Genomic DNA, 22,656 nt, shown 5'->3' with positions numbered 1-22,656 from the left:
AGGTGCGGCACACCCGCCCGCCCGGTCGGGGGGTCGGACGTCGGACGCCGCGGCTATCGTGGGCGCGTGAGCTCACCCGGGTACTTCATCTCGTTCGAGGGCGGCGACGGCGTCGGCAAGTCCACGCAGGTGCGCCTGCTGGGCGACTGGATCGGCGAGGTGACGGGCCGGGAGGTCGTGCTCACGCGCGAACCGGGCGGCACGCCCCTCGGGGCGGTGCTGCGCGAGGCCGTGCTCCACGGCGACCACGTCGACCCGCGCGCCGAGGCCCTGCTGTACGCCGCGGACCGCGCGCACCACGTGGCGACCCTCGTGCGCCCGGCCCTCGAACGCGGCGCGGTCGTCATCACCGACCGCTACCTCGACTCCTCGATCGCGTACCAGTCGGGCGGGCGCGGTCTGGGCGACGACGGGGTCGAGCTCATCAACCGCTGGGGGGTGCAGGACCTCATGCCCGACGCGACCGTGCTGCTCGACCTCGACCCGCACGAGGCCGCGGCCCGGCGCACGGGCGACCCGGACCGGCTCGAGCGCGCGGGCGACGAGTTCCACCGGCGCACGCGCGAGACGTTCCTGTCGCGCGCGGCGGCCGAGCCCGAGCGGTGGGTCGTGGTCGACGCGTCCGGCGGCGTCGCGGACATCCAGAGCCAGGTGCGCGTCGACCTCGCCGCGCGGCTCGACCTGACGCCCGTGGTCGACGAGGCCGTCGCGAGCGACGAGGTGCTCGGGTGAGCGTCTGGGACGACGTCGTCGGTCAGGAGCACGTGATCGACGTGCTGCGCGGGGCGGTCGCCGAGCCGCGCGCCATGACCCACGCGTGGTTGTTCACGGGCCCGCCCGGCTCGGGCCGCTCGGTCGCGGCGCGCGCGTTCGCCGCGGCGCTGCAGTGCACCGAGGGCGGGTGCGGCCACTGCCAGGCGTGCACGACGACGCTCGCGGGCACGCACGCGGACCTCACGGTCCTCGCGACCGAGAAGGTCACCATCACGATCGACGAGGTGCGCGAGCTCGTGGGTCGGGCGAGCCGCCGCCCCTCGGGCGGGCGCTGGCAGGTCATCGTGGTCGAGGACGCCGACCGCATGCTCGAGCGCACGACCAACGTGCTGCTCAAGTCGATCGAGGAGCCGCCGCCGCAGACCGTCTGGATCCTGTGCGCACCCTCGACCGAGGACGTGCTGCCCACGATCCGTTCGCGCTGCCGGTCCGTGGTGCTGCGCGTGCCGCCCGTCGAGGCGGTCGCGGACCTCGTGGTCGCGCGCGACGGCGTCGAGCGGGACGTCGCGCTCGACGCCGCGCGCGCCGCGCAGAGCCACGTCGGCCTCGCGCGGCGGCTCGCGCGCGACCCGGGCGCGCGCGCCCGGCGCGACCAGGTGCTCGACATCCCCCGGTCGATCCGCGGCGTCGGCGACGCGGTCGTCGCGGCCGGCCGGCTCGTCGAGGTCGCGCAGGCCGAGGCGAAGGCCGCGACCGAGGAGCGCGACGCCGACGAGAAGGCGGCGCTGCTGCGCGCGCTCGGCGCCGAGGCGGGCGAGACGCTCCCGCCGCGGCTGCGCTCGCAGGTCACGCAGCTCGAGGCCGAGCAGAAGCGTCGAGCGACGCGCCACCAGCGCGACGTCCTGGACCGCGCCATGATCGACCTGCTCTCGCTCTACCGGGACGTGCTCGTGGTCCAGCTCGGCTCGGACGTCGAGCTCGTCAACACGGGCCACGCGGCCGTCGTCCGCACGCTCGCGGGCGAGGCGTCGCCCGCCCAGACGCTGCGCCGCATGGACGCGATCGGCGTCGCGCGCGAGCGGCTCGCCGGGAACGTGGCCCCGCTGCTCGCGCTCGAGGCGATGGCCGTGGCGCTGTGGCCCGGCTCCTGACGCGCGTGAAGACCTCGTGAAGCAGCGCCCGGATCCGGCCGTCCGTCGGTGGGCGACGTGCCGACCCACTACCGTTACGGCGTGAGCATGCGCACCTCTCGTCCCGCGACCGTCGCCGTCGTCGTCGCCGCCCTCGTGACAGCCCTCCTCGCGGGCTGCGACGCGCCGGGCAAGGAGCAGACGCCGACGCTCGACCCGTCGGCGTCGAGCACCCAGGGCGCCGACCCGCTGGCGGGTGCCCCCGCCGGCTACGAGAGCTACTACGGGCAGACGCTCGAGTGGGAGAGCTGCGGCGGCGGGTACGAGTGCACCGACGCGGACGCCCCGATCTCGTGGCAGGACCCGGACCTCGGGAGCATCCAGCTCGCGCTCAAGCGGCTGCCGGCCTCGGGCGACCGTCAGGGATCGTTGCTCATCAACCCGGGCGGCCCCGGCTCGTCGGGCGTCGAGTTCGTGACGAGCGCCGCGTCGATCATCGGCGACCGCGTCAAGGGTGCGTACGACCTCGTCGGGTTCGACCCGCGCGGGGTGGGCGGCTCGGCCCCCGTGAAGTGCCTCGACGACGCCGACAAGGACGCCTCGCTCTCGGCGTCGTACCCCCACACGACCGAGGGCATCGCGGCCATGGCCGACGACCTCGAGGCGTGGGCGCAGGCGTGCGACGAGAACACGGGCGAGCAGCTCGCGACGGTCGACACGCAGAGCGCCGCCCGCGACATGGACATGCTCCGCGCGGTGCTCGGCGACGAGCAGCTGCACTACCTCGGCTTCTCGTACGGCACCCAGCTCGGCGCCACGTACGCGGGCCTGTTCCCGCAGACCGTCGGCCGCATGGTGCTCGATGGCGCGATCGACACGACGCTCGACGCGGACGAGATCAGCGCCGAGCAGGCCGTCGGCTTCGAGAACGCGCTGCGCGCCTACGTCACGGACTGCCTCGGAGGTCGCGCCTGCCCGCTGTCGGGCTCGGTCGACGGCGGCATGCAGCAGATCCGCGACCTCCTCGACCGCACGCTCGAGGACCCGCTGCCGACCGACTCGGACCGTGACCTCACGCAGTCGCTCACGTTCTATGGGATCGCGCTCCCGCTGTACTCGAAGGCGAACTGGTCGCTCCTGACGAACGCGCTGAGCGATGCCCTCGAGGACGGCGACGGCTCGACCCTCCTGTACCTCGCGGACTTCTACAACGACCGCCAGCCCGACGGCTCGTTCTCGTCGAACTCGGCCGAGGCGTTCCGCGCGATCAACTGCCTCGACGACCGCGGCAACCCCGACCCGGACTTCATGGCCGAGCAGGCCGAGGAGATCGAGGCCGCCGCGCCGACCATGGGCGAGTTCTTCACCTACTCGGGCCTCACGTGCGCCGACTGGCCGGTGCCCGAGGTCGAGCAGCAGTTCGACCTGCACGCGTCGGGCGCCGCGCCGATCGTCGTGGTCGGCACCACGAACGACCCCGCGACGCCCTACGTGTGGGCGCAGGGCCTCGCCAAGACGCTCGACTCCGCGACCCTCGTGACCTTCGAGGGCGAGGGCCACACCGCCTACGGCAGCTCGAACGACTGCGTGGGCGACGCCGTCGACGACTACCTCGTCGACGGCACCGTGCCCAAGGACGGCCTGACCTGCTGATCGGCACCCGCTGCGACGTGCCGGACGACGTCGCCGCCGCTCGTTTTGGTGACTGGCCCTTGCGTTGGGTACAGTTGTCCCGCTCGCCTCGGTGAGCACCGCCGCCTTAGCTCAGTCGGTAGAGCGATTCACTCGTAATGAATAGGTCATCAGTTCGATTCTGATAGGCGGCTCAGTCCAGTAGGCCCGGAACCTCAACGGTTCCGGGCCTTCTGTTGTGAGCAAATGAATGAGTGCGGGGAGCCAAGTGGGGGGCCAATCTGCATCGGCCCTGTCAGTGCTGTTCAGCGGCGACGACCTTGATCGTCACCCAGCCAGCCCCGCCGAGGTGTAGTTGCACGAACACCTCGCCGCCCGGGTGCGCGGCGACATCGGCCGGCCACGAACCGACGTCGAGCTGCTGCTGCACGTCGACCGCGCGGCCGGCGAACTCGTGGAGGACCCGGCCGTCGACGGCGACGACGTGGACGCGCGTCTGGGGGATGGTCATCGTCCGCGCCCGCCGTCGGCCAACCTGACCCGCGTGAGCAAGCCGCGGGCGTATCATGTTTCGACGGGGCGCGCGTTGGGACGGGATCCGGTGCGGTGGCGGGTGAAGTTTGTGACGTCTCGCCTACGCAGCGGGCGGCGAGTGGGGTCCACGAGGGCGCCGCGCTGGTACGTTCTTCCGCATGGCAGGGAGCAGATGAGCGAGTATCGGTTCTCGCGCTGCACGGAGAGTGCAAATGCTCCGCAGCGGCTCCACTGGGCAGTGATCGGCGGGGACCCGCGATTCGTCTTCAACGAGCTGGCGACGGCGATTAAGGCGCAGGTGCACCCGAACGCGCTTATCGATGCCATCGCTGACCTCCGGGCGGTGCTCGAGCGTATCGAGCAGTGCGCTGCCGTGGACCCCAGCGACATCAAGAACATCACCCGCAACCGAGACCTTTGGGAGATGCGGTTCCATCTTGACACCTGGGGTCTCATCATCCGCATCTACGAGACCGAGGTACGTGAACTACCCGCGCACATCGTTCTCTTGCACGCGCATCAGAAGGTCGTCGATGTGCGTCCGGAGGAGATCGCTGACCTCCAGAACGAGCAGATCGACGTAGCGACCGCACGCTGGATCGAAGGCCGCCCCAGTGCATGGGGTCTTGTGTAGCCGAGCTCGGGGTCGCCCTAGTGTGTGTGCATCGACTAGTTAGGCTATAGAGTCTGGTCTATGGAGAACATGTTGGACGACGAGTTTCTCACACCACAAGCGCGGCTAGCGATGGAGCTTGCGCGCGAGGACCAGCAACTGATCGTTCGCCTGGTGGAGTATCGAGAGAGAGCTGGGATCAGCCAGGCTGCCCTGGCTGAGTTGATGGGCCTGTCTCAGCCAACCATCAGTGCGTTCGAGCGAATCGGGAACGATCCGCGCCTCTCGACCGTCCGTCGCTACGCGCGCGCGCTCGGAGTCATGGTCCGGCACCTCGTCGATGTCGACACGGAGTGCGGCGACTCTCACTTCATCGCTCACGTGAGTGACCGCGGCGTGAGCCAGCATGAGACGGCTGCAGCAATTCGGCGTGGCATCAGCCGACCGCCGATCACGCCACGGAACTGGAGCTCGATCGAGCCTGATCGTGCCCGTGCCTTCGCAAAGGTAGCGCGATGAGTGCAGAATTCGATGAGGAGACTCCGGAAGAGCACAGGAAGCGTGTCCACGGCGAGCTCTTCGTCCCAGGTGGGCCGGACGTAGCGATCTGCGGGCTTTCGGTCGCGCGCGCGACGATTACCCAGCGATTCGACGTCGAGGGGGAGGCCGAGTTCGATGACTCAGAGCCTGTCCAGTGGCAAATCTACGGCGGTCCAACCGGAGCGCAGGTGCCCCCCTACCTGCTCTTTGGCGACCTGATTGTGACCTCCGAGGGCTGGTTCGCTGGGACGACCGTCGTCGCGATCGTCGAATTTCGAGATGTCGACTTCGCGACGCACGAACCAGAGAAGGCAGCTGCCGCAATCGAGTGGCTGGGTCCTTGGGCTACTCACGTGCTTTATGACGCCGCGGCAGCGAGTGTCCGAAGATTGGCTGCGAGCAGCCCCGAGGCGGATCTCGAGGTTCCTTACCTGACCCCCCAAGCTCGCATCAGCAATGGACGTGAGGCCTGATCGCAGCCGCTACGAGAGCTCACGCCGCGGGTGCGACGGGCGCCTGCCGCGAGCGGCAGTCGAGCAGGTCACCAAGCGTAGGCAGGCCCGGCGCCCCTCAATGGGTGCCGGGCCTGCTGGTCATGTGATGTGTGACGTCCGTGGACTCGGGCGGCCTATGGGTCGACGACGACGATGAGCGCCCCCCAGAAGACGAGGCTTCCGCCCATGGCGATGCCCATGCCGTGGGCCCCGGTCGTGCGTCGGGCGCGCTGCCTGTGGGCAACGACAACCACGCGAACTAGCAGCAGTGCCCCGAGTGTGACGAGGGTGATGCCGAGAAGGATCAGCATCGAGGATCAGCTCGATGGTGCGCCTGAGAGTCCATTGGAACCTCTCTGTCGATTCGTTTCGATTGGTAGTCAAGGATGACACCGCAAGTACCCAACTTGCTTGTTTCGCCCATAATGTTCCGCGGCTGCTTGCCAGCCTCCTAGTGGGGCGTTCGACCGTCCGGGCGCGACGAGAACGGCCCCCGCGTCGGCTCAGGGGGAGCCGGGCGGGGGCCGTCGTGCCGCTCAGGGGGAGCGGCGGGATTCAGGCTAGCGAGGCGACGGGTGTCGACTCGTGCTGTCCACAGGGGTTAGGCGATGGGGCTTTCGACCCCGTCGCGCATGACCGACCAGGACGTGACCGGAACCTCTACCCCGTCCTGGATGATGGTCCACGTTGCCGGCGTCTCCACGCCATCGACGATGACCGCCGGGCCAGTGCCGTCGGCGTGCGTCCAGGGGTCCTCCCACTCGCGCGGGTAGGTGTTCGACCACGTCGCGACGACGTCGCCGTCGTCCTGGACGGCCTCCCAGGTGAAGCCGAGCTCGTCGGGGCCCGTCCAGTCGAACGAGAGCCGCGAGTAGTACCCGCGGTCGTCCGGCACGTCGAGGTTCGCGATGTTCCAGGCACCGGACGCGAGGCCGCCCGACTGCGAGAACGGCGAGGCGTTGAGCGAGGGGACGTGCCACATCGCGCTCGCGCCGTCGTCGGCGCATACCGAGTGCGAGTCGCCGCCGACCGCGACGATGCGCGCCCGGATCTCCGGGTGCGTGTCGAAGAAGTTCTCGATGACGCTGATCTCTTCGAGGTAGTTGCCCCAGCGTCCGCCGCCGATCCGGTTCGAGTAGAGCGGGAACGAGGTGAACCAGACGATCAGCGCCTCGGTGCTCGAGGTGAGCGTGTCGAAGAACCACTCGCGCTGCTCGATCGACCACATACTCTTGCCCGGCGCCCCGTCCGACGACGGCGTGGTCAGCGCCTCGTCGCGCAGCGTCCACTGGTCGGTGTCGACGAAACGCACACCGCGGTGCGTGAACGTCTGGTAGAGCGCCTTCGGGTGCGGGAAGTCCGAGCCGAAGAGCTCGCGGATCGCCGACGGTGCGAACGCCGACACTGGGGAGTCGCGCCAGGTCAGCGAGCCGCCCCAGTCGTGGTTGTCCCACCGGTAGAACATCGGCGTGCTCGCGATGAACGCCTTCATCCGTGCCGTCGCCAGCGCCATGTCGACCCCGGCGCGCCAGGTGGTCTCGTCCTGCGTGTCGCGGTAGTGCAGGTCGCCCTGGTGGACGAAGAAGTCGGCGTTGTCGGTCGCCATCTGGTTGAAGACGACCGGGTCGGTCGCGTTGCCCTGGCAGGATCCGGTGACCACGACGAACGACGAGCGCTGCGGAGTCAGGGTGGACCCGCTCACGGTCGTAAGCGCGACCCCGGCCGACGTCAGCGTGACGTCGTACTCGACGCCCGCGTTGAGGCCGACCAGCTTCACCGACACCCAGCCGGACGCTGACGGCACGACGGGCGAGGCTCCGACGGTCGCGCCGCCGCCGACCGGCACAGCTGTCGCGGTGACGGTGTCGGCGTCGGTGACCTTGGCGCCGATGCGCAGCGAGTTGTACGTCTGCGCGGTGATCGTCGCGTAGGCCGCGGTGGGGGGTGCGACGGCGCCAGCGGGCGCGGGCGGCACGACGATCTGCACGCCAATGCCGGAGCTGGCCGCGTTGAGGTAGGTCGCGTTTGCCTCGGACGTCAGGCCGACCGGGGCGTTGTCGACGTACTGTGCCTGGATGGACTCGATCGCGGTCGCTTGGCGCGAGAAGAACCACCGCGGCAGGCCGGTCGGGCTGACGTCGGTCTCCTTCTCGCCCGTGTTCGACGCCTCGAGCATGAACGCGAGCGCGAGCGACCCTGCGGTGACGACGTTGATTGACGGCGCCTTGTTGGACGTGGTCGACGAGGCGCGCTTCCAGACCGTGCCGACGGTGATCGCCGCAGGCGACGCGGTCGTGCGGATCACGGAAGTCGCGACGTGGATGCTGACCGCCGACGACATCGTGAAGGTGTAGGACGACACCGCGGTGTGCGTGACGGCGAAGATGTAGCCGACCCGGGTGCCAACGGTGGTGCGCGCGAGCACGGTCGCGACACCCGCGGGCGGGGTGACCGTGGTCGCGGCAGGGTCGGAGCAGAACACCGTGAAGATGAGCAGGTCGCCGACGGCCGCGCCCGCGGGCGGGGTGACGTTCAGCGACGTCACGCTGGCCCCCTGCGTGGCGCCCCAGGCGCGACGGACCGGGGAGATCACGTCGACCATGTCAGATGCCCGTCATGAGGATGTCGTGGACCGAGACGGTCTGCGGGAGCGTGCCCTCAGAGCCTGTCAGGTAGCCGCCGACCATCGGCTGTCCGGCGACCTGCGTCGCGGCGGTCGAGTCGGACGCCTGTCGCGTCCACGTCGTCGGCTCCGCGGCGTCGGCGTACCAGGCTCGCGTCGACACGACGGTCGGGTTGGTGCCCTCGAGACGCAGGCGGACCTTGATCTTGCGACCCTCGGTGTAGCCGGTGAGGGCGCCGAGCACGTAGTCCTGCAGGTCGTTGAGGCCGGACTTGCCGAGCGCGACGTCGACGCGGCCGGGGTTGCCCGAGTGCGTCGAGGCGTAGATCCGCACGACGGCCTGGTAGAACGTGACGCCGCCGCCCGACGCGCGTCCGCGCACCAGAAAGACGCAGCCGCCCGTGCCGACGGTGTCGCGCGAGAAGGTCACCAGGATCTCCTGGTTGAGCTCGATCACCGACGCCAGGTTGGCGAACCGGTACGCACTCGTGGCCTCGACGGAGATGCGCCCCTGGCCGCCGTCGGCCGTGACGGTCGACATCTGCGCCGGATGCGACACGGTCCAGACGCCGCCCGTGTCGGCGCTGCCCCAGCCGCCCGTGCCCGCGCGAGCGAACTCGTCGGCCGCGTAGACCGTGATGGGCGGAGCGCCGGAGCCGACGCGCGCCACGAGGGTGCCGTCGGGCGTGCCGGGCGGCAGCACGGCGTCGAGGTCGAGCACGAGGATGCCGGGGCCGTACCGCGCCTCGAGCGCGGCCGACGTGTCCGACGCCGGGTCGGACACGAGGTCTGCGATTCCCGAGTCCGAAGCGACGCCGCCAGCACCCGAGAGCGCTGCGTCACGCGCCTCCTCGGCCGCGGCCTGTGCGGCGATCGCGGCGTTGCGGGTGCCGACGTTCGAGTCGATCGGGACGCGGTTGGACCCGGAGATCGCGTCGAGCTCCTCGAAGCCGTCCGCCCAGAACTGCGGCACGAAGACGTCCGGGGTGACCGTGAGCTGCGACGAGGCGATCGGGATGCCCTTCGCCGCGTCTTCCCAGATCGGGACGGGCGTCGTCGTGCCGGCCTGCACGATCGTCACGGTCGCGCCGACGAGCTCGGGGCGGCCCATGCCGGTCGCGGGGTCGGTCGCGATCTGCGCGCGGAAGCGGATCATCGCCACGGGGATCTCCTAGTCGGTCTCGGTGCAGCAGTACTCGCGAGCGCGCTCGGAGTCGTGTCGGGCGGTGCAGTACGGGCAGACGAAGCCCTCGTCGTCAGCGGGCATGGCTACTCGTCATCCCCGCGCACGAGCCGGTAGTCCTCGAGCAGGCGGAGCTCGTCGTCAGCGAGGGGCTCGACGACTCCGGCGCGGTAGGCAGGCGCGGTCGCGGCGCCGAGCACGAGGCGGGTGGCCCAGTCGGGCAGGCGCGGCTCGGCCCACCGCCACAGCGCGTACCAGGCGAGCACGACGGCGCCGGTGATCGCGCCGACGACCGCGGGGCTGGTGAGGTCGACGCCGAGGTCGGTCAGGACGTCCCCGAGGCCGGTGAAGCGGCCGAGCAGCAGGGACCAGAGCCAGCCCCAGAGGACGGGCACGGCGGTGCGCAGGAACGACGTCATACGGTCGGACAGGTTCATGGGTCAGGCTCCGATCAGGTAGGTGAGGGTGTCGGTCGCGAGGAGCGCGACCGCGCCGACGAGCACGGCGAGCAGCACGAGGCCGATCACCGCGCCGACGGCAGCGGCCGCGAGCACGGCCAAGACGTCGCGGCGCACGTCAGGACCAGAAGCCGGCGTGCAGGGTCTGGCGCAGCGCGCCCAGGCGCCGGTAGCCGAACCGGTCGACGTCGGGGTCGAGGTAGCCCTGCGCGTACTTCACGCGGCCGATGCGGTGGGCGTAGTTCAGGGCCGAGATCAGGGCCTGCTGCGTGCGGTCGCCGTACACGCCGTCGACCTTGAGCGGGCCCTTGCGCAGGAACCGGCCCTTGACGTTCAGGTCGTTGATGCGCCGCTGCACGGCCGCCCACGAGTTCGTGCCGAGGTCGCCGTCGTCGGCGACGCCGAGCTGGCGCTGCCATGCGCGCTTCGTCACGGCGGGGATGCGGACGGTGCGCGCGCGGCGGGGGCGGTTGCTGGTGTCGAGCGTCGGCTCGTACACCCAGTGCCACGGCTCCGAGATGGACCGGCCCTCGGCGTCGGTCCACCCGTACCGGCCCGCGAGCTCGGCGAACCGAACACGGTCGGGGTGGGTGAAGTCCCCGACGCCGCCGAAGTCGGCCACGTCGATCGCGAGCCCCCAGCCGTGGTTCGACGTGCCGGGGATCGCCGCGGCAGCGCCCGAGGTGCGCACGTACCGCAGGCCCTTGTACCAGCGCACGTCACCGCGAGCAGTCCACGACCGGGTGTACCGCTCGAGGAAGAACTTCTTCTGCTCGGCGAGCGACCGCGACCAGCCGCGCAGGACGAGCCGCTTGCCGTACCGGCGCTCGTGCTCGTCGAGCAGTCGCCCGAGCGCGGCCGCGGCGTCCAGGCGCAGTGTCGCGGACGACTGCCCCGGCACGGGAGCGAGCAGCGCGGCCGGGACCGCGCCGTTCGCGTAGGCGATGCCGGCGAAGGTCTTCGTGGTCATGGGTGCCTCCTGGCATGACGAAGCCCCGGGCGCGGTGCGCGTCCGGGGCGGTCTGGGGTGGGTTCAGGTGTTGTCGATGTGGCGCGCGAGCGCGGTGTGCTGCACGCGCGAGGAGGCCTGCACCTCGTCGATGCGACGGGCGACGACCTCGACGTCGACGCGGGTCTGGCGCCCGTCCGCAGCGACGGCGCGCACGTCGTCGCGGATTCCGGCGATCTCTCCGTCGTGGCGGTGCTGGTTCTGCTCGATCCGCTCGACCGCGGCGAGCACCCGGTCGAGATCATCACGGAAGTTCGTCTCGTGGCTGTTCTGGACCTGCTCGCGCACGACCTCGACCTGCTCAGCGATCGGCCGGTTCAGCCGGCGCACCAGCGAGGGCCCGAAGATCGCGAGAGCGGGCCCCGTCGCGACGACCACGGCGACGATGAACCACGCCCACCACGGGGTGCCATCCGGCGGGGCGTCGGCCATCATGCGACCGTGTACTCCACGTAGAAGCGGATGTCCCACGAGCCCGCGCCGGAGCCTCGCCCGTGCAGGTCGAGGTTCGGGGCGAGGTTTGTGATGCGGAAGAACCCGTCCGTGCCGAGCACGCCGTCACCGAACGCGATGCCGGACCCCTCGCTGTACCGGTACGCGACCCGCACCTGCACATCACGCACCGGCCAGTCGCCCATCCACCTGAGGCGAAGCGTCTTGATGTCGGAGACGTTGCCGCCCGAGTTCGACGCGACCAGGAGCGCGTCGGCCGCGTACTGCTCGACGTACATCGCGCGGCGGCGCCCCTCGCGGATCATCGACGAGGCGCTCATCGGGCCCGACCAGGACTGCTCGGCGACGAAGGCGTTCTGCTCGGCAGAGATCCCGGACTTGACGGTCTTCCACTGCGGTGCGCCCGAGACGAGGGTGCGCAGGCGGGTGCCGTTGTCCTCGTCGCCCGTGAGGCACACGAGCGTCCCGAGCGCCGCCGTCGCGGGGAGCTCGCTGGCGGTGGTCGACGGACCAGACCACGAGCGCAGGTCGACGAACGTCGACTGGTTCAGGGCCTTGTCCTTCTTGCGGGTGATCGCGAACAGCGGGAGGTCCCGGATGCCGGTCGCACCGGTCGCGTGCGCAGGACGCGTGTCGGCGCCCTCGACGCCCGGAACGCGCGCGAGCCGGCACGGGCCCGGCGCGCTCGTGTACGCGGGGTCGTACCGCACGACGATCAGGTCGGTGCGCCCGATGCTCGCGTTCGTCGACGCGGGGATCGTGACCGCCTGCGTCTGCCCCGCAGCGATGCGGTGCAGGAACCCCGCGACGACCGCCGTGGAGTCGACGGTGGGCGAGCCGAGCAGCACGTCGTTCGTCGACGTCGGGAGGGTCAGCGTGTACGCGCCCCCGGTGGAGTCGCCCACGATCGCGGGCTCACCCCCGAAGATCGACCGCCACACGCTGTCGGGGAAGGGCTGCCCGGCGAGCGGGCCGGATTCCTGAGCCATCATGTGCTCCGTTCGAGGAGGTTGAGGCGCGCCTGTGCGCGCGTGAGCCGCTGTGCCTGCTTGGTGGAGCGGGCGGTGACGCCGGGCGTGCCGACGACGACCTCGATCTGCTCGCCGGACTGCTCGACGGTCGTGGTGACCTCGCGCACGACGTTGTCCGAGACCGCGTCCGGGAGTCCGGGCAGCTCGACGCCGACCCGGGACCCGACCGTGTAGTCGCGGCGGTACTGCACGTCCTCGGAGTCCGCGACGGTGAACGACGTCGTGACGGGCGTTGCACCGTCCGCGAGGGCCTCGACCCCGGCGGCGGTGAGCTCGTCGGTCTCCGAGGTCTGCCGCTGGTCGCGGTACGCCTCACGGCGTCGACCCCACAGCGACCGTGCACCCGCGTCGGTGAAGCGCGCGTAGACCCGGGCGAGCTTCTCGCCGCCGCCGGCCACGATCACGTCGGTCAGGTCGGGGCGCGCGAGCGAGTACGACCAGCCCGTGATGAGGCCGGTCGCGGACGACTCTGCGGGGCCGAAGCGCACGTCCGCAGACACGTCCGGCACCTCGGTGATCGCGACCAGGAGCCGCGGGGTGCCGGTGGACTCGTCGTGCCGCACGGTCACGCGCAGGCCCGCGGCCTCGGCGAGGGTCGCGACGACGTCGCCGAGGCTGTCCATGCGCGCCGAGACGGTCGTCGTGCCGCCACGTCCGAGCGACGCCGGGAGCACGAGGTCGTGCTGCTGGCGGCCGGGGATCGCCGCGCCGGGGCCGAGGTGGGACGCGATGTAGCCGAGGATCAGGGCCTCTCGCGAGCCCGTGCGGCGGTCGTACACCTCGCCGAACGCCTCCGGGGCTACGCCGATCTCGTCGGCGGGGTCCTGGTAGATCAGCCGTGACCACAGCTCGTCGTCGTCGGAGATGAACCCGACGGTCATGGTGTCCTGGAAGCGCCCGGTCCGGGGGTCCGTCTGCGCGGTCCGGGTGATCGCGGAGACCTGGCCCGAGACGACCTGCTCGCCGTTGCGGTCGAGGATGCATCCCGTGCCGGCGGTGAACGTCGACAGGGCCGACGAGGGTCCGGTCAGCGCCCACGAGTCGGCCTTGCCGTACCGCTCGACGAGGGTCAGGCGCGTCCACCTGGTCACGTCGTCCCGGGTGCGGCCCAGGTCGGCGTCCCTGGGGACGATGGACCACGCGGCCGTCACCACAGGCTCCGGTATCCGCCGCGCCACGACAGCGCCAGCCGGGTCGCCGAGGTCGCGCCAGGTGCGGTCACGTCGATGACGTTGGTGCCTGGCACGAACGGGCGGTAGAGCGAACCGCGCGCGACCCTGCCCGCAGCGAGCGCGCCGTCGAGGCGCGTCGACTTCCCGCGCGGGTCGGTCACGATGACGAGCGTCGACCCGGCAGGGACACCGGCGGGGACGTCGATCCGCAGCCCCGAGTCCGCGGTGATCAGGACCGAGTCCGCGGGGCCGGTGATGCTGATGGTCGGGTAGAACGGGATCGTCGAGTCCATGGCGACGGCCATGCCCTCACCGATCACGGTCGACGGGGCGAGGCCGATCGAACCCCAGAGCCCGCCCGCGCCGGCCGGGCCGTCGAGGAACGGCGCCCCGGTGCCGAGGAAGAACTCGAGCGAGCGCTCCTCACGGTCGCGCGCGAACGGGTCCATCGCGACGACGTCGAGCACGAGCTCGTCGTACCGCGGGTTCGCGAGGTCGTGCCCCTCGAGCCCGGATCGGTAGGCGAGGGTGAGCTGCCGGACCCCGGACGCCGACGAGCACACGAGCCGGAAGTTCCCGTCCCGGGTCATCCCCTTGGTTGGGTCGGTCAGGTCCCGCAGCGCCTGGACCGCCTCCCACTGCTGCGCCTGGTCCCGCGTCCGCACCGCGAACGGCAGCAGCATCGGCCGCGCAGCCGTCGTGACGTCCTCGACGAACCCGCCAGCGGTGCCCGGCACGACCCCGGTCGTCAGGTCAATCGGCGGGACCCCGGCGCCCTGCATCCCGCGCAGGAGCCGCAGCCGCCGAGTGCGACGGTCCGTCGGGAAGTCGATCTGCTGCGTCCCGTCGAGGGACTCGAGCCAGATGCGCCGCGAGTCGAGCACGGGGCGCTCGGGGACCTCTGGCGTGCGGACGGTCGCGTAGATGACGTACGTCATGCGGTGCCCCTCCTAGTAGACGTCGAGGAGCTCGGCGTACCGACCCGCGTGCACGACGTCGGCGGCGGTGAGCGGGCGCTCGTAGTTGTGGATCACGGGCGCGAACGTGCGCGACGTCTGCGACACGGTCGTGCTCGCCGCCGGCGCGGACTGCCCGGACGGCACGACGACCTTCCCGAAGCGCGTGGCGACGTCCTCGAGGATCCCGAGGGAGCGCGAGCGCTTGGACTCCGCGAGCGGGATGTACGCCTCCCCACCGGTCTCGGGCTCCGCCCACAGGCGCATCGCGCCCGCGGGCGCGATCTGCGCGACGTGGTGCTCACCGCCGTCCGCGAACGCGAGGACCCCGCCGTCGGCCATGGCCGTGGTCGACCCGATCCCGACCACGATGCGCCGCTTCGTGTTGATGAACTCGTTGACCGCCCACTGAGCGCTCGTCGTGTCGGCCACGACGGAGATCGACGCCTTGAGCCGGTTCAGGTAGTCCGTGACGGACTCGCCCTCGCGGCGGGCCTCGCGCGAGTTCGCGGTGATCTTCGTCGTGACCTTGTCCGGGATGAGGCCGTACTGGTCGGCGAGCTTCTTCGCCTCCGCCTTCGTGTACCCGAGCTCCTGCGCCTGCTCGATGAACGCGTCCCGGACGGTCTGCACACGCCCGCGCAGGTCCTTCTGGTTCTCGCCCAGGTCCCACGCGGACTGCGCCTGGTCCTGCAGCGACGACGAGATCGCGCGGGCCTGCTGGTCGAACAGCTTCCCCGACTCGGTCGTCGTGTCGACCTCGCCCTTCATCCCGGCCATCGAGACCTTCGTCCCGTCGGCGCGGGTGCCGAGGTCCTCGAGAGCGGTCGCGGTGCCGGTGACGGCGTCGGACAGGTCTGCCTGCGCCTGCGCGGAGTCCGCGACGTCCTGGAACTCGGTGTGCATGGCGTCGATGCCGGGGATGACCGTGTTCTCGATCGTGTCGGCCGCAGCCTCGGCCCCTGCAGCGGCACCGTCAAAGAACCCGACCGCGGCCTCGCGGGTCTCGCCGAGGCTCGTCCGGGCCTCACCGAGGGACCCAGCGAGGCCGTGCTGCCCAGTCGCCGCGGCGGCGAGCTGCGCGGCGAGCAGGAGCCCGTCCGCGAACCCGAACGCGGCGTCCGTGAGGTCGCCGAAGCCCGAGAGCACCGGCGCGAACGCCTGCAGAGACGAGGAAGCGAACTGCGCAGCGCCGCGGGCCGCGGTGATGATCCCCTCACCGAAGGACAGCACGAACTCGGTGATCGCCCCACGGTGGGTGCTGATCCAGTCGGCGAGCTCGCCGAGCTGGGGGGAGAACGCCTCTGCGAGGGCCGTCTGCACGCCGGTCGCGGCGGACTCGATGGACCGCTTCGCAGCCTCGACCTTGGCGCCCGCGTTGTCGTTGATCTGGACCATGGCGGTCGCGACGACCCCGGCGGTGTCGCCGAACTCGGCGCGGGCCTTGGACAGGTCCATGCTGTCGAGCGCGGCACCGAGGTCCTCGGCCTGGGTGCCGAACAGGCCGGTCGCGACCTGAGCCTTGAGGGCCGGGTCCTCGATCGCCGCGATCCCGTCGAACACCTGCTGCAGGGCCTCCTGGGCGGGCTCCCCGCCACCAGCGATCTGCTCCTGCATCTTCGCGGCGTTGAGGCCGATCGCCTCGTACGCCTCGACGGTCGTCTTGCTGCCGTCGATCGACCGGATCGAGAACTCCTTGATCGCGTCGGCCGCGATGTCCGTGTCCCGGGCGCCGGCCTGCACGGCCTGCGACACGAGCCCGAACGCGGTCGGCCCGTCGAGGCCGATCTTCCGGAACTGGGTGCCGTACTCGCTGATGACCTCGAGGAGGTCGCCCGACACGTCGAGGCCCCCCTGGTACGCCTTCGTGACGAGCCCGAGCGCGTCCTCGGTGTTCTCCGCGAGCCCGGTCTTGATGGCCTGCCCAGCCGCGCGCGACAGCTCGGGGACGTCCGCGCCGATGATGTCGGCCACGGTCGAGAGCTGGTTGATGACCGTCGTGATCTCGGCCTGGGTCGCGTCGCCGCCGATGAGCCCGGACTGCAGGGCGGCTCTGGCGGCGTCGAGGTTCCCGTCGACGGACTCGCCGAAGTTCTGCGCGTAGGCCTCGCCCGCGGCGGCACCGAACTTCCGGGCGGTGCCCGTGTCGAGGCCGGTGCGCGCGGAGAACATCCCGGCGCGCGCCCGGGACATGTCGGCGACGATCCCCTCCATGATCTTCACGCCCGGGTGCAGGGACGCGATGACCGCGACCGCGCCGATGACGGACCCGACGATCGGGCCAGCCTTCGACGACAGGGCGCCGAGCTTGTCGCTCATCCCGGCGACGAGGTTGTCGCCGGCCGCGGCCCCGGCCCCGGCGCCGGCGTCGCCCGCGGTGTCGGCCATGCCGTCGAGGGCGCGGTCGGCCTGCGACGTGTCGGCGGTGACCGCGACCTCGGCGTCGAGGCCGTTGAGGCCGCGCACGTCGGCCGACGTCGCGGCGAGCCGCTGCTGCGCCTGCGCGACGTCGGCGGTGACCTGCACCTCGGGCGCCGGGGTGCGGCCGAGGGCCCGCATCGCGTCCTGCACGGACCCGATGCCCTGCTCGGCCTCGCGGGCCCCGTCGATCGCGATGTGACCGCGCAGGGTTCCGAGGTCGAGTCCACTCATCGTGCTACCTCCGGGGTGTCAGGGCGCGAGCCAGGCGGCTGGCGGGGGAGGAGATGAGCCCGACGATGCGGACGCGGAGCCACCGCCACGACCGGGCGTCGAGGTCGTCGACGTCGACGCCGAGGTCGTGGAGGTCGGTCTCGATCAGGGACCAGTGGTCGAGGATGTCGGCCCAGCTGGTGCCTTGGCCGGTGGCTTGCGCGACGACGTGCGCTGGCGCGTCCTCGTACCACTCGTAGAGCCCGGTGTCGGGGTCGTACTCGCCTCGGCCGTAGGCGTCGAGGCCTCCCGGGCTGGTGCTTTTCCCGCGGGGGCCTGCCACTGCACGGCCGCGGCCTCCGCCCCGACGCAATGCCACACGAGCGCGGTCGTGACGATGTGCTCGAGCACGGGGAGTCCGACGTCGGCGGCGATCAGCTGGTCGTAGACCCGGTCGGAGAGGATGTCGCGGCGGTACGCCTCGCGGCTCGTGTAGTCGTGGTCGGTGTCGCCCGCCCAGAGCGCCTGGAGGCGCAGGCCGACCCTGGCCGGCGGCGAGGGAACCGTGATGGTGACCCCCGCCGCCGTCAGGGTCAGGCCCTCGGTGAGCAGGTCCCCGAGGTCAGCGAACTTCGGCATCAGGGCGTGACGGTCGTCGGGTTCGTGATCTCGACGCGCGGGCCCTGACCCATGAGGGTCACGGTCGCCGCGTTGAGGCCCGTCGGGTCGCCGCCGACGGGCGTCCACTGGACCTGCGCGGAGCCCTCGTACGCCTCGCCGCCGGTGCGACGCTCGTAGAGGCGGACGTGCACGAGCTCGCCGGTCTCTGCGGCGGCGCGCAGGGCCTCCTGGCCGGGGTCGTAGGCGCCGGCCAGGTTCGTCTTGCGGAGTGCGGTCGCGGTGCACGACCACTTGCGGAGCGTGATGGCGTCGGAGCCCCAGCCCTCGCTGTCGTAGTCGGTGGCGTCCTGGGTGGTGTACGCGACGACCGGGGGCGTGAGCTGGTTCAGGGAGCGAACCTGGGTGTACGCGGGGGTCTCGGTCGCGGACGTGTCGACCTCGAGGCACCAGGTGGTGTTCACGGTCGGGGTGAGGGTCTCGGCGCTCATGGGGGTGTCCTTTCAGACGGTCGGGCGGGAGCGGTGCGCGCGGGGTGCGCGCGGTGCCGTGCCGCCCGGTGGGCGCACGGTGCCAGGGGGTGCGGTCAGTCCGTGACGTGGGCGCTGGGGTGCGCGGTCTCGGCGTAGTAGTTGCTCGTGGTCTCGTCGCGGCCGTTCGCGTCGGGCCCGAGCCAGGCCCAGGACTGCCGCCAGAGGAGGGCGACGGGGATGCCGGCGAGCGTGAGGTCGCGGGCGCCGTGGAGGCGGTCGTAGATCGCGTCGGTGAGGTCCTGGGCGGGGCGCGGGTCGGCGCTCTTGGGGCCGCGGACCTTGATCTGCAGGCCGAGGGTCACGTGCGACAGGAGCCCGGAGGTGACGTTGTACGCGTTGATCACGATGACGCGGTCCGGGGCGGTGGGGACACGGCCGGTGACGATGCCGACTTCGGCGGTCGTGTACGCGGGCCCGGTGGGGCGCCACACGCCGAGTCCGGCGGCGGCGAGGTGCTCGGCGAGCCCGGCCTCGAGGTCACTCGTCCACGACATCGGCGGCCTTCTCTCGCTTCGGCTTCGCGAGGTCGACGGTGCGCTCCTTGAAGCCGCGGCGGCGCAGCTCGGCGAGGACGTGCGGCACGGTGACCGGGGCGGCGCCGTGTTCGAACCGGGCCGTGCGGGCGCCGACCTGGACGGGCCCGGTGAACTTGGGGTCCGGGTGAAGAATCGTTGCCATGCTGCACCTCCGGGGGTGTGTCGTGGGAGCCTGGGCGGATGACGGAGAAGACCCCCGAGACGCCTGTCGATGCCCCGTACAGCGGCACGTACGCACCGCAGCCGGTGTGGGACGCCCAGCGCGGCGTGTGGGTGCAGCCTGCGGTCGCCTACGCCCCGCCGCGCCCCACCTCGGCCGCGAGCATCTGGTCGCTCGTCCTGTCCCTGCTGTGGTTCGCGGGCGTCGGGTCCGTCGCAGCCGTGATCCTCGGCCTCATCGGTCTCAACGACGCGAAGAAGGGCAAGGGCGGGCAGGGCATGGCGATCGCGGGGATCGTGATCGGCATCCTCGGAGCGATCGCCGGGTTCTTCGTGGTCTGGATGTGGATCGGGCTGTTCGCGCTGGGGGCGTCGACCAGCTACTGACCGAGCGAGCGTCGGACCTGGGTCGCGACGAGGTCGCGGACGACGTCGACGTTCTCGTTCATCGCGGACTCGAGGTACTTCGCCTGCCGGCCGTCGTCGTGCCGCCAGCCGATCTCCTCGTGCTGGCGGACCGCGTACGGGGTGTCGAACGCGATCGTGGCCTGGTCCCGGTCGACCTTCGTGACGCCGGAGCGTTCGAGGGTGCCCTCCTCGTGGGGGACGCGGTCGCGGGCGACGCCGAGGACGTGCTCGGCGGCGAGGTACAGGCCGCGCTCGACGGCGTCCTGCACGGCCCCGTCAGGGCTGCGCCCGGGCGTGAACTGCATGCTCGTCATGCGAGGGTCCAGTCGGTGCCCGTGGGCAGGCTGAGCGGGTGCGCACCGTGCCGGGACTGCGTGATGACGGTCGTGACGCGCCCGCTCGGGAGGGTGACCTCGGACCCGGGCGGGGCGTCCGGTGCGTCAGGGCCGGTGGACGCGGTCGCGGACGCGACGACCTCCGCGCCGGTGCGGTCGCGCACGAGCGTCGCGGACTCGTCGAGGAGCACGATCACGGTCACGGGGGCGCCGTACGTGTCGCCGTACGCGCCCGACCCGAGGTACGGGCGGACGGTGATCTCCTGGTCGTAGAACGCGGCGAACGGGTCGGTGATCATCCGCGGACCTGGACGCTGGCCGGGAGGTTCGCGCTCGCGAGGATGGTTCGCGCCTCGGGCGTGAGCTGGGTAGTGATGCTCGCGCGGGTCGCGGCCGCGGCCTCGGCGCCGGCGTAGGTGATGGACGCGGAGCCGCGGCTCATCGACGCGACAGGGCCTCCGCTGCCGGTCGGGGTGAGGCCGAGGGTCGCCGGGTCGATGCCGAGCGCGGCCCAGGTCGCTGCCTGCGCGCAGGTCGCGTCCCGGAACGCGGCGACGACGTCGGGGGCGGTGGGCTGACCGTCAGGATCGACGTCGTAGACCGCGGTGCGGGTCGCCGCGGTGACGAGCCCGGACGCGGACCGCAGGAGCTCGGTCGCGTTCTCGGGTGTCGTGCTGCCGGTCCAGGTCGCGAGGTCGGCGGGGGTCGCGTAGGTCAGGCTCACGTCGTCCTCCTGGGGGTGGTGGTGGGTGCGCAGGTCGCGTTCATGGCAGGGCCGGGAGTCCCGGGCGCTGACGGCCCCGAACGGCCTTCGCCGCGATGCAGGTGAGGTGCCCGGTCGGCGTTGACGCACCCACCACGGGTGCAGGGGCGGCGAGCACCCCGGTGGGGTGGTCGGGGTGCTCGCCGTCGTGCCCGTCAGGACGTGGGGGCGTCGTCCGTCGGGGTCTCGTCGGCGGCGGGGGTGGTGCCCTCGCCGTCCGGGTTCGTGGGCGGCGTCGTGGCGGCGAGGATGGCCGCGAGGACGTCGGCCTTCTTCGTCGCGCCGGCGAGGTCGACGTCGTGCTCGGCCGCGTAGGCCTTGAGCTGGTCGGCCTTCCACGTCTCGGTCGGGTCGCCGTCCGGCACGGCCGGCCCGTCCGCCACGGGGGCGTCGGGGCCGGCCTTCTCGTAGTGCCGGCGCATGAGCATGCCCATGGTCAGGCGCCGATCGTGACGACCAGGACGCCCTTGTCGTCGAGGCGCTTGGTCGCGTAGTGCAGGTTCGTCGTGACGACGTCCGTGCGGGCGAGGATGTCGCGGTCCTGCTCGACGACGGGGCGGCGCTTGTACATCAGGCCGAGCGAGTTCCGCTTGAGCACGAGGGCCTTGCCGGTCGCGAGGCGGTTCGTGACGTACACGGGCAGGCCCGCGACCTCGCCGATGAAGCCGCGGCGCACCATGGTGCCCTCGCCGCCCGCACCGAGGTCGGACGCCTTGATGAAGGTGTCGTCCTTCATGATCTGCGACCGCTGCTCGGCGCGGATGTACAGGCCGGAGAACTCCGACGGCTCGAAGTCGTCGCCGAACTTCTCGAGGCCGTCGACGAGGCCGGGCCAGGTGATCGCGCCGCCGCTGATGGTGTGCAGGAGCGGCGTGGACGCGGTCGCGGCCGTCCCGTCGGCGTAGGTGATGCCGCCGGCGACGACGGCCTGCGCGGACGTGATGAGGTCCGCGTCGACCTTCCGGGCGGAGAGGAGACCGAACTGGCGGATCGCCTCGTCCTGGCCGTTGCCCAGGCCGGTGAGCTTCGCCTTGTCGGTGAACTCGACGCCCTTGCCGGCCTCCTTGATGGTGGCCTTCGAGTTCTTCTGGGTGAGCTTCTCCGGGACGATCGCGACGCCCTCGGTGAGGTCGCTCATCTCGGACAGCGCCATCCAGGCGGGGAAGTTGACGGTGTCGCCGGGCTGCCCGGCGAGCGTGTCGTCGGCGACGACGGCGGTCGAGGTGCCGACGATCGCGGCGCCGGTGAACGCGGCCTGGGCGAGGTCCTCCCAGACCTCGGGCGCGTACAGGTCCGCGCGGGTGGTGGTAGCCATGGTGGCCTCTGCTTTCTCCGGCTCAGCGGCCGGTGAGCTGGCGGTACAGGGTGGGGTTCTTGCGGAACAGGTCGTTCTTGTCCGCAGGGGTCATGGCGGCGAACTTCTCCGCCGTGATCGCGCCTTCGCCGGTCCCGCCGGCGTGGTCGACGCTGCTCGCCCCGACCGCCTGGGTCGCGCGGAGCCTGGGGTTCGTGCTGGTCGCCGTCTTGATGGCGGCGACGATGGCCTCGCTGTCGGTCGGGTCGATGTCCCGGACGGTCGCGAGGAAGCTGTTGGAGTCGAGGAGTGCGGTCGCGTCGGCGTTCGCGGTGCTCGCGGCGCGGTACACGGCGAGCTCGACCTGCGCGGCGCGGGCCTGCGCGGTCGCGGCGTCGCGCTCGGCCGCGGCCTTCTCGGCGAGCTTGACGGGGTCGGTGTCGTCGCCGTCGGGCTTGATCCCGAGCGCCTCGAGCGCTGCCTTGATCTTGGCTTCGGCGGCGGTCGTGGCGGCGGTCTCGGCGTCGCGGGCCTTGACCCGGTTCGCGGCGTTCTCCTCGCGGAGCTTGGCGACGTAGGCCTCGTCGTAGGTCTTCGGTGCGTCGGCGCCTGCCGAGTCCTGTCCGGAAGGCGTTCCCGTGTCGTCGCCCTTGGGCTCGGTGCTGGGCGTCGCGCCTGGCGTACCGTCCGTCGCGCCGTCGGTGATGAAGCGCAGACGGGTGAAGCGGGGGTGGGACAGGCCCGGGGTGGGCAGGATCGGGAACATCGTGGGTGCCTTGCGCATGACGGAGCCTCCTGGACTCGTGTCGGTGTCGGTTGCGGCCACGGGCTGCGGGC

Annotated in this window: 29 protein-coding genes and 1 tRNA gene; 8 read left to right on the top strand and 22 right to left on the bottom strand. The window is 71.5% G+C overall.

Annotation, left to right across the window (positions count from 1 at the left end; genetic code table 11):
• The first annotated feature begins 66 nt into the window (after positions 1 to 66).
• From tmk to CLV28_RS03640, 4 genes are all read left to right on the top strand, one after another.
• A complete protein-coding gene (tmk, locus tag CLV28_RS03655; RefSeq protein WP_100421883.1) occupies positions 67 to 732 on the top strand; it encodes a dTMP kinase in 666 nt (221 codons plus the stop codon).
• Positions 729 to 1,865 carry a DNA polymerase III subunit delta' gene (locus CLV28_RS03650; RefSeq protein ID WP_100421882.1) on the top strand — a complete coding sequence of 379 codons (1,137 nt, stop codon included), beginning with the start codon at positions 729 to 731 and terminating at the stop codon, positions 1,863 to 1,865. Before tmk ends, CLV28_RS03650 begins: the two co-directional genes overlap by 4 nt.
• Before the next feature lie 87 nt (positions 1,866 to 1,952).
• On the top strand, positions 1,953 to 3,497 hold the full coding sequence (locus CLV28_RS03645) for an alpha/beta hydrolase (RefSeq protein ID WP_100422381.1): 1,545 nt from the start codon (positions 1,953 to 1,955) through the stop codon (positions 3,495 to 3,497).
• A 100-nt stretch (positions 3,498 to 3,597) separates the two neighbouring features.
• Positions 3,598 to 3,670, top strand: a tRNA-Thr gene (locus tag CLV28_RS03640).
• A gap of 101 nt (positions 3,671 to 3,771) precedes the next feature.
• Here CLV28_RS03640 and CLV28_RS03635 read toward each other — a convergent pair.
• Complete coding sequence (locus tag CLV28_RS03635) at positions 3,772 to 3,987, bottom strand: hypothetical protein (RefSeq protein ID WP_100421881.1); 216 nt, start codon at positions 3,985 to 3,987, stop codon at positions 3,772 to 3,774.
• Positions 3,988 to 4,182: 195 nt separating this feature from the next.
• On the opposite strand from CLV28_RS03635, the gene CLV28_RS03630 reads away from it, so the two are divergent.
• The 3 genes from CLV28_RS03630 to CLV28_RS03620 are packed head-to-tail and all read left to right on the top strand — an operon-like array spanning position 4,183 to position 5,636.
• Complete coding sequence (locus CLV28_RS03630) at positions 4,183 to 4,644, top strand: hypothetical protein (protein ID WP_100421880.1); 462 nt, start codon at positions 4,183 to 4,185, stop codon at positions 4,642 to 4,644.
• Between the two features lie 60 nt (positions 4,645 to 4,704).
• Positions 4,705 to 5,142, top strand: a complete 438-nt coding sequence (locus CLV28_RS03625) for a helix-turn-helix domain-containing protein (protein ID WP_100421879.1) — start codon at positions 4,705 to 4,707, stop codon at positions 5,140 to 5,142.
• Complete coding sequence (locus CLV28_RS03620) at positions 5,139 to 5,636, top strand: hypothetical protein (RefSeq protein ID WP_100421878.1); 498 nt, start codon at positions 5,139 to 5,141, stop codon at positions 5,634 to 5,636. Before CLV28_RS03625 ends, CLV28_RS03620 begins: the two co-directional genes overlap by 4 nt.
• Positions 5,637 to 5,791: 155 nt before the next feature.
• Here the strand turns inward: CLV28_RS03620 and CLV28_RS15640 are convergent, their stop codons facing one another.
• From CLV28_RS15640 to CLV28_RS03555, 15 genes are all read right to left on the bottom strand, one after another.
• The gene (locus CLV28_RS15640; protein ID WP_170062616.1) at positions 5,792 to 5,968 is read right to left on the bottom strand and encodes a hypothetical protein; all 177 of its coding nucleotides are present in this window, start codon (positions 5,966 to 5,968) and stop codon (positions 5,792 to 5,794) included.
• 290 nt (positions 5,969 to 6,258) lie between these two features.
• On the bottom strand, positions 6,259 to 8,202 hold the full coding sequence (locus CLV28_RS03615) for a metallophosphoesterase family protein (protein ID WP_157802475.1): 1,944 nt from the start codon (positions 8,200 to 8,202) through the stop codon (positions 6,259 to 6,261).
• Positions 8,203 to 8,260: 58 nt separating this feature from the next.
• On the bottom strand, positions 8,261 to 9,442 hold the full coding sequence (locus CLV28_RS03610; RefSeq protein ID WP_100421876.1) for a hypothetical protein: 1,182 nt from the start codon (positions 9,440 to 9,442) through the stop codon (positions 8,261 to 8,263).
• Between the two features lie 107 nt (positions 9,443 to 9,549).
• The gene (locus CLV28_RS03605; RefSeq protein WP_203968111.1) at positions 9,550 to 9,900 is read right to left on the bottom strand and encodes a hypothetical protein; all 351 of its coding nucleotides are present in this window, start codon (positions 9,898 to 9,900) and stop codon (positions 9,550 to 9,552) included.
• 3 nt (positions 9,901 to 9,903) lie between these two features.
• Positions 9,904 to 10,038, bottom strand: a complete 135-nt coding sequence (locus CLV28_RS16180; RefSeq protein WP_275405037.1) for a hypothetical protein — start codon at positions 10,036 to 10,038, stop codon at positions 9,904 to 9,906.
• 1 nt (position 10,039) lies between these two features.
• Complete coding sequence (locus tag CLV28_RS03600; protein WP_100421875.1) at positions 10,040 to 10,891, bottom strand: M15 family metallopeptidase; 852 nt, start codon at positions 10,889 to 10,891, stop codon at positions 10,040 to 10,042.
• 63 nt (positions 10,892 to 10,954) lie between these two features.
• Complete coding sequence (locus tag CLV28_RS03595) at positions 10,955 to 11,362, bottom strand: DUF2746 domain-containing protein (protein WP_157802474.1); 408 nt, start codon at positions 11,360 to 11,362, stop codon at positions 10,955 to 10,957.
• Positions 11,362 to 12,372 carry a hypothetical protein gene (locus tag CLV28_RS03590; protein WP_100421873.1) on the bottom strand — a complete coding sequence of 337 codons (1,011 nt, stop codon included), beginning with the start codon at positions 12,370 to 12,372 and terminating at the stop codon, positions 11,362 to 11,364. The genes CLV28_RS03595 and CLV28_RS03590 overlap by 1 nt, the downstream gene beginning before the upstream one ends.
• The gene (locus tag CLV28_RS03585; RefSeq protein ID WP_483407205.1) at positions 12,372 to 13,565 is read right to left on the bottom strand and encodes a Gp37-like protein; all 1,194 of its coding nucleotides are present in this window, start codon (positions 13,563 to 13,565) and stop codon (positions 12,372 to 12,374) included. Before CLV28_RS03585 ends, CLV28_RS03590 begins: the two co-directional genes overlap by 1 nt.
• Positions 13,562 to 14,524 (bottom strand): hypothetical protein, encoded by a 963-nt coding sequence (locus CLV28_RS03580; protein WP_100421871.1) that lies wholly within the window; start codon positions 14,522 to 14,524, stop codon positions 13,562 to 13,564. The genes CLV28_RS03585 and CLV28_RS03580 overlap by 4 nt, the downstream gene beginning before the upstream one ends.
• A 12-nt stretch (positions 14,525 to 14,536) precedes the next feature.
• A complete protein-coding gene (locus CLV28_RS03575; RefSeq protein WP_100421870.1) occupies positions 14,537 to 17,194 on the bottom strand; it encodes a phage tail tape measure protein in 2,658 nt (885 codons plus the stop codon).
• Positions 17,195 to 17,338: 144 nt separating this feature from the next.
• Positions 17,339 to 17,812 (bottom strand): DUF7426 family protein, encoded by a 474-nt coding sequence (locus CLV28_RS15380; RefSeq protein WP_157802472.1) that lies wholly within the window; start codon positions 17,810 to 17,812, stop codon positions 17,339 to 17,341.
• Entirely contained in the window at positions 17,812 to 18,282 is a 471-nt protein-coding gene (locus CLV28_RS03565) for a phage tail tube protein (RefSeq protein WP_100421868.1), read from the bottom strand. The genes CLV28_RS15380 and CLV28_RS03565 overlap by 1 nt, the downstream gene beginning before the upstream one ends.
• A 95-nt stretch (positions 18,283 to 18,377) precedes the next feature.
• The gene (locus CLV28_RS03560) at positions 18,378 to 18,818 is read right to left on the bottom strand and encodes a minor capsid protein (RefSeq protein ID WP_100421867.1); all 441 of its coding nucleotides are present in this window, start codon (positions 18,816 to 18,818) and stop codon (positions 18,378 to 18,380) included.
• Positions 18,802 to 19,002: a hypothetical protein gene (locus CLV28_RS03555; RefSeq protein ID WP_100421866.1), complete on the bottom strand. Its 201-nt coding sequence runs from the start codon at positions 19,000 to 19,002 to the stop codon at positions 18,802 to 18,804. The genes CLV28_RS03560 and CLV28_RS03555 overlap by 17 nt, the downstream gene beginning before the upstream one ends.
• Before the next feature lie 38 nt (positions 19,003 to 19,040).
• Between CLV28_RS03555 and CLV28_RS03550 the strand changes: the two genes are divergently transcribed.
• On the top strand, positions 19,041 to 19,406 hold the full coding sequence (locus CLV28_RS03550) for a DUF4190 domain-containing protein (RefSeq protein ID WP_100421865.1): 366 nt from the start codon (positions 19,041 to 19,043) through the stop codon (positions 19,404 to 19,406).
• On the opposite strand, the gene CLV28_RS03545 is transcribed toward CLV28_RS03550, so the two are convergent.
• From CLV28_RS03545 to CLV28_RS03520, 6 genes are all read right to left on the bottom strand, one after another.
• The gene (locus tag CLV28_RS03545) at positions 19,400 to 19,741 is read right to left on the bottom strand and encodes a hypothetical protein (protein ID WP_203968109.1); all 342 of its coding nucleotides are present in this window, start codon (positions 19,739 to 19,741) and stop codon (positions 19,400 to 19,402) included. The genes CLV28_RS03550 and CLV28_RS03545 overlap by 7 nt on opposite strands.
• Positions 19,738 to 20,061, bottom strand: coding sequence for a hypothetical protein (locus CLV28_RS03540; protein ID WP_100421864.1), 324 nt, complete (start codon positions 20,059 to 20,061; stop codon positions 19,738 to 19,740). Before CLV28_RS03540 ends, CLV28_RS03545 begins: the two co-directional genes overlap by 4 nt.
• The gene (locus CLV28_RS03535; RefSeq protein ID WP_100421863.1) at positions 20,058 to 20,486 is read right to left on the bottom strand and encodes a head-tail connector protein; all 429 of its coding nucleotides are present in this window, start codon (positions 20,484 to 20,486) and stop codon (positions 20,058 to 20,060) included. The genes CLV28_RS03540 and CLV28_RS03535 overlap by 4 nt, the downstream gene beginning before the upstream one ends.
• A gap of 194 nt (positions 20,487 to 20,680) precedes the next feature.
• Entirely contained in the window at positions 20,681 to 20,959 is a 279-nt protein-coding gene (locus CLV28_RS03530) for a hypothetical protein (RefSeq protein WP_100421862.1), read from the bottom strand.
• Between the two features lie 2 nt (positions 20,960 to 20,961).
• Entirely contained in the window at positions 20,962 to 21,840 is an 879-nt protein-coding gene (locus CLV28_RS03525) for a N4-gp56 family major capsid protein (RefSeq protein WP_100421861.1), read from the bottom strand.
• Positions 21,841 to 21,862: 22 nt separating this feature from the next.
• Positions 21,863 to 22,603 carry a hypothetical protein gene (locus CLV28_RS03520; RefSeq protein WP_100421860.1) on the bottom strand — a complete coding sequence of 247 codons (741 nt, stop codon included), beginning with the start codon at positions 22,601 to 22,603 and terminating at the stop codon, positions 21,863 to 21,865.
• Positions 22,604 to 22,656: the final 53 nt, after the last annotated feature.

It is taken from the genome of Sediminihabitans luteus (assembly GCF_002797595.1).
Lineage (GTDB): Bacteria > Actinomycetota > Actinomycetes > Actinomycetales > Cellulomonadaceae > Paraoerskovia > Paraoerskovia lutea.
The sequence above is the reverse complement of the archived record's forward strand: the minus strand, read 5'-3'. Positions and strand labels throughout refer to the sequence as shown.

Excerpts from the sequence above, each read along its gene's own strand:
- CLV28_RS03645 (WP_100422381.1), top strand. The coding sequence starts at position 1,953 with ATGCGCACCTCTCGTCCCGCGACCGTCGCCGTCGTCGTCGCCGCCCTC.
- CLV28_RS03635 (WP_100421881.1), bottom strand. The coding sequence starts at position 3,987 with ATGACCATCCCCCAGACGCGCGTCCACGTCGTCGCCGTCGACGGCCGG.
- CLV28_RS03630 (WP_100421880.1), top strand. The coding sequence starts at position 4,183 with ATGAGCGAGTATCGGTTCTCGCGCTGCACGGAGAGTGCAAATGCTCCG.
- CLV28_RS03625 (WP_100421879.1), top strand. The coding sequence starts at position 4,705 with ATGGAGAACATGTTGGACGACGAGTTTCTCACACCACAAGCGCGGCTA.
- CLV28_RS03620 (WP_100421878.1), top strand. The coding sequence starts at position 5,139 with ATGAGTGCAGAATTCGATGAGGAGACTCCGGAAGAGCACAGGAAGCGT.
- CLV28_RS15640 (WP_170062616.1), bottom strand. The coding sequence starts at position 5,968 with ATGCTGATCCTTCTCGGCATCACCCTCGTCACACTCGGGGCACTGCTG.
- CLV28_RS03605 (WP_203968111.1), bottom strand. The coding sequence starts at position 9,900 with ATGAACCTGTCCGACCGTATGACGTCGTTCCTGCGCACCGCCGTGCCC.
- CLV28_RS03600 (WP_100421875.1), bottom strand. The coding sequence starts at position 10,891 with ATGACCACGAAGACCTTCGCCGGCATCGCCTACGCGAACGGCGCGGTC.
- CLV28_RS03595 (WP_157802474.1), bottom strand. The coding sequence starts at position 11,362 with ATGGCCGACGCCCCGCCGGATGGCACCCCGTGGTGGGCGTGGTTCATC.
- CLV28_RS03590 (WP_100421873.1), bottom strand. The coding sequence starts at position 12,372 with ATGGCTCAGGAATCCGGCCCGCTCGCCGGGCAGCCCTTCCCCGACAGC.
- CLV28_RS03580 (WP_100421871.1), bottom strand. The coding sequence starts at position 14,524 with ATGACGTACGTCATCTACGCGACCGTCCGCACGCCAGAGGTCCCCGAG.
- CLV28_RS03575 (WP_100421870.1), bottom strand. The coding sequence starts at position 17,194 with ATGAGTGGACTCGACCTCGGAACCCTGCGCGGTCACATCGCGATCGAC.
- CLV28_RS15380 (WP_157802472.1), bottom strand. The coding sequence starts at position 17,812 with ATGCCGAAGTTCGCTGACCTCGGGGACCTGCTCACCGAGGGCCTGACC.
- CLV28_RS03565 (WP_100421868.1), bottom strand. The coding sequence starts at position 18,282 with ATGAGCGCCGAGACCCTCACCCCGACCGTGAACACCACCTGGTGCCTC.
- CLV28_RS03560 (WP_100421867.1), bottom strand. The coding sequence starts at position 18,818 with ATGTCGTGGACGAGTGACCTCGAGGCCGGGCTCGCCGAGCACCTCGCC.
- CLV28_RS03555 (WP_100421866.1), bottom strand. The coding sequence starts at position 19,002 with ATGGCAACGATTCTTCACCCGGACCCCAAGTTCACCGGGCCCGTCCAG.
- CLV28_RS03550 (WP_100421865.1), top strand. The coding sequence starts at position 19,041 with ATGACGGAGAAGACCCCCGAGACGCCTGTCGATGCCCCGTACAGCGGC.
- CLV28_RS03545 (WP_203968109.1), bottom strand. The coding sequence starts at position 19,741 with ATGACGAGCATGCAGTTCACGCCCGGGCGCAGCCCTGACGGGGCCGTG.
- CLV28_RS03540 (WP_100421864.1), bottom strand. The coding sequence starts at position 20,061 with ATGATCACCGACCCGTTCGCCGCGTTCTACGACCAGGAGATCACCGTC.
- CLV28_RS03530 (WP_100421862.1), bottom strand. The coding sequence starts at position 20,959 with ATGGGCATGCTCATGCGCCGGCACTACGAGAAGGCCGGCCCCGACGCC.
- CLV28_RS03525 (WP_100421861.1), bottom strand. The coding sequence starts at position 21,840 with ATGGCTACCACCACCCGCGCGGACCTGTACGCGCCCGAGGTCTGGGAG.
- CLV28_RS03520 (WP_100421860.1), bottom strand. The coding sequence starts at position 22,603 with ATGCGCAAGGCACCCACGATGTTCCCGATCCTGCCCACCCCGGGCCTG.